This is a genomic window from Nitratidesulfovibrio liaohensis, from assembly GCF_011682075.1.
Taxonomy (GTDB): domain Bacteria; phylum Desulfobacterota; class Desulfovibrionia; order Desulfovibrionales; family Desulfovibrionaceae; genus Cupidesulfovibrio; species Cupidesulfovibrio liaohensis.
In genome coordinates, this window is the sequence record NZ_VSMK01000279.1 from 1 (window position 1) to 3,682 (window position 3,682).

Genomic DNA, 3,682 nt, shown 5'->3' on the forward strand with positions numbered 1-3,682 from the left:
GTCCGCGGGTTGCGGGCGGCAGGCCTTGCCCACGCGGGCATGCTGTCCGGCGACCATGAAACCGCCGCCGCGCGCATCGCGGCCCAGGCGGGCATAGACTACTGGCGCGCCGGGCTGAAGCCCGCCGACAAGTTGTCCGCCATCCGCACCCAGCAGCAGTCCGGGGCCACGGTGATCTTCGTGGGCGACGGCATCAATGACGCCCCCGCCCTGGCCGGGGCCGACGTGGGCGTGGCCATGGGCGGTGCGGGCACCGACGTGGCGCTGGAAACCGCCGACGTGGCCCTGACCCACGACGACATAGGCCGCCTGCCCTTTCTGGTGCGCCTTTCGCGCCGGGCCATCTCGCTCATCAAGATCAACATCGGCCTCGGCGTGCTGTTCAACGCGCTGTCCATCCTGGGCAGCGGCTATGGCCTGCTCTCGCCGGTGATGGCCTCCGTGTTTCACAACGTGGGGTCGGTGATCGTGGTCATTTCGTCCGCCAGCCTGGCCTTTTTCGACGATGGCGAGCCGGGCCAGCCTGCCTGCCCCGCGCCCGCCTCAGGGGGCAAGGCGGTGTAGCGGCCCTCATCCTGCTGACAAAGCCAAACTCATTCGGGGGAGGGACCCTTTTGCGGCAGCCGCTGGCGAGTCTCCGAGCCTTACGGATGGCGTCCGCAAGGCGTGAAATGGGTCTCCTCCCCCGTACCCCCTCCCCCAAAAACTTTCATTTGCCTTTCCCACGCATGCGACAGTCGCTCTGATACCACCTCCGTAATGCTCGAAGACTGGCATAGTAGCCCCCGCAATCCGCAACAACGCACGGGCCGAAAGGGATACCCCTTCCGGCCCGTTTTTCGCACAGCAGCATCTGCTCCCCCCCTCTATCCAGGCGCCCACGCCACCGTGCACCAGCCGCTCACGCGGCCCGGCACCCTTGATTTCCCGTCCGGATTCTGCAATGCCTATCCGGTTCGCGCGCACGCCGCGCGACGCACCACGGGCCGTGCGCGCACCAGCGCACAAGCCGTAACAGACCGGAGGAACCACATGAAGCGTCTTATCCAGATCGCCCTCGGCCTTGCCCTGGTGGCCGCGCTGTGCGCCCCCGCCATGGCCAAGAAGCTCGTCGTCGCGCACGACACAAACTTCAAGCCTTTCGAGTTCAAGGGCGAAGACGGCAAGTACACCGGCTTCGACATCGAACTGTGGCAGGCTGTCGCCAAAACCGTGGGCGTGGAGTACGAACTGCAGCCCATGGACTTCAACGGCATCATCCCCGGCCTGCAGACCGGCAACATCGACGTGGGCATCGCGGGCATCACCATCAAGGCCGAGCGCCAGCAGGTCATCGACTTTTCCGACCCCTACTACGATTCCGGCCTGATGATCCTGGTGCGCGAAGGCGACACCGCCATCAAGTCGGTGGAAGACCTGAAGGGCAAGATCGTGGCCACCAAGACCGCCACGTCGTCCGTGGACTTCGTGAAGGCCAGCGCCAATGCCAAGGAAGTGAAGCTGTTCCCCAACAACGACGGCATGTTCTTTGAACTGATGAGCGGCGGCGCCGACGCCGTGGTGTTCGACATGCCCGTGGTGAAGGAATTCGCCATGACCGCTGGCAAGGGCAAGGTGAAGACCGTTGGCCCGCTGTACCAGGGCCAGTCGTACGGCATCGGCTTCCCCAAGGGCAGCCCGCTGGTGGCCAAGGTGAACGAGGCCCTCAAGAAGGCCAAGGCCGACGGCACCTACGAAAAGCTGTACATGAAGTGGTTCGGCTACGCCCCCGGCAAGTAGCCCAGCCCCATTGCTGATGACGGTCACGGCGGCGGGCATTTCGTCCCCCCGTGACCGCCTGAACGGGTACGACGGGGATGGCCGCAGGGCCATCCCCTTGCCCGTTCCCGCACCCCGCGAGAATCACCCAAAGGCATTCCATGGCACTGGACTTCAAAGCAAGCGTCATGTGGGAAAGCGTACCCCTGCTGCTCGGCGGGGTGCACCTGACCATCATCATCACCCTGGGCGGGCTGGCCATCGGCTTTCTGCTGGGCACCGCCACCGGTCTGGCCAAGACCGCGCGCGGCAAGCTGCCCCGCGCCCTGGCCGACATCTACGTGGAGGCCATACGCGGCACCCCGCTCATCGTGCAGGTGATGTTCCTGTATTTCGGCGTGCCGCTGGCCACGGGCATGCGCATTCCGCCGGTGACGGCGGGCATCATCGCCATTGCCGTCAATTCCGGGGCGTATATCGCCGAAATAGTGCGCGGCGCAGTGGAATCCATCGACGTGGGCCAGACAGAGGCGGGCCGCTCCATCGGGCTTACCCGCATGCAGACCATGCTGCACGTGGTGTGGCCGCAGGCCTTTCGCCGCATGATTCCGCCGCTGGGCAACCAGTTCATCATCTCGCTGAAGGACACCTCGCTGCTGGTGGTCATCGGGGTGGGCGAGCTGACCCGGCAGGGGCAGGAGATCATTGCCGTGAACTTCCGCGCCTTCGAGGTGTGGCTGACCGTGGCCGTGATGTACCTGGTGATGACGCTGAGCATCGCCCGCGTGCTGCGCATCTACGAACGCAAGCTGAACGCCCGCTTCGGCAGATAGGGGGATGACACGATGAAAACCTGTGAAACCCCCATGATCGAGATCCGCAACCTGCACAAGCGCTTCGGCCAGAACGAGGTGCTGCGCGGCATAGACCTTACCGTCTGCCCCGGCGAGGTGGTGGTGATCATCGGCCCGTCCGGCTCGGGCAAGTCCACGGCGCTGCGCTGCATCAACAGGCTGGAGGAAATCACCTCCGGCAAGGTCATCGTGGACGGGCACGACCTGTACGACCCCGCCACCGACATCAACTACGTGCGCACCGAAGCGGGCATGGTGTTCCAGCAGTTCAACCTGTTTCCGCACATGTGCGTGCTGGACAACGTGACCCTGGGCCCCATCAGGGTACGCCGCACCCCCCGCGCCGAGGCCGACCGGCTGGGCCTGGCCCTGCTGGAAAAGGTGGGCCTGGCCGACAAGGCCACCGCCTACCCCGATCAGCTTTCCGGCGGGCAGAAGCAACGCGTGGCCATTGCCCGTTCGCTGGCCATGCAGCCCAAGGTGCTGCTGTTCGACGAACCCACCAGCGCCCTGGACCCCGAACTGGTGGGCGAAGTGCTGGAAGTCATGCGCGCCCTTGCGCTGGAAGGCATGACCATGGTCATCGTCACCCACGAAATGGGCTTCGCGCGGGAAGTGGCCGACCGCGTCATCTTCATCGACCAGGGCCGCATACAGGAAGAAGGCCCGCCGGACGAATTCTTTGGCGCGCCGAAAAACCCGCGCCTGCGCGAGTTTCTGGGCCGCGTGCGCCACGCGTAGGCCGGCCTGATGTTTCGAAAGGGGGGAGCCGGTGTCGAACCGGCTCCCCCCTTGGCCGTCAAAAGGGCAAAAGGGCAAGGGAGCAAGCCCACCGCACGCCCCCGAGCGGTTCCGCGCCTTGCCAGCCGCGCCGTGCGTGCGGTACATCCCCGCCCATGCCCGCCCGCGACACCTTCCCCCATTCCGCATGCGCCAGTGCCGCCCCCAACCTGCCGGACACGCAGTCGGACACCCAACCGAACCAGACCCCGCCCGACGCCGCACCCGCTCTTCCGGCTTCCCCCTCCCCCACGGCCCGCCGCGCCCGCACCGCCGCCACCGCCGATACC

Annotated in this window: 4 protein-coding genes; all 4 read left to right on the top strand. The window is 66.1% G+C overall.

Annotated elements, in window-relative coordinates; translation table 11 throughout:
• A partial coding sequence (locus FVW27_RS10255) for an HAD-IC family P-type ATPase (protein ID WP_167124874.1) occupies positions 1–564 on the top strand: 564 nt, incomplete at its 5' end.
• Between the two features lie 468 nt (positions 565–1,032).
• Positions 1,033–1,779, top strand: coding sequence for a glutamine ABC transporter substrate-binding protein GlnH (gene glnH / locus FVW27_RS10260; RefSeq protein ID WP_167124876.1), 747 nt, complete (start codon positions 1,033–1,035; stop codon positions 1,777–1,779).
• A 140-nt stretch (positions 1,780–1,919) separates the two neighbouring features.
• Positions 1,920–2,591 carry an amino acid ABC transporter permease gene (locus FVW27_RS10265; RefSeq protein ID WP_167124878.1) on the top strand — a complete coding sequence of 224 codons (672 nt, stop codon included), beginning with the start codon at positions 1,920–1,922 and terminating at the stop codon, positions 2,589–2,591.
• Between the two features lie 33 nt (positions 2,592–2,624).
• The gene (locus FVW27_RS10270; protein ID WP_167124880.1) at positions 2,625–3,353 is read left to right on the top strand and encodes an amino acid ABC transporter ATP-binding protein; all 729 of its coding nucleotides are present in this window, start codon (positions 2,625–2,627) and stop codon (positions 3,351–3,353) included.
• Positions 3,354–3,682: the final 329 nt, after the last annotated feature.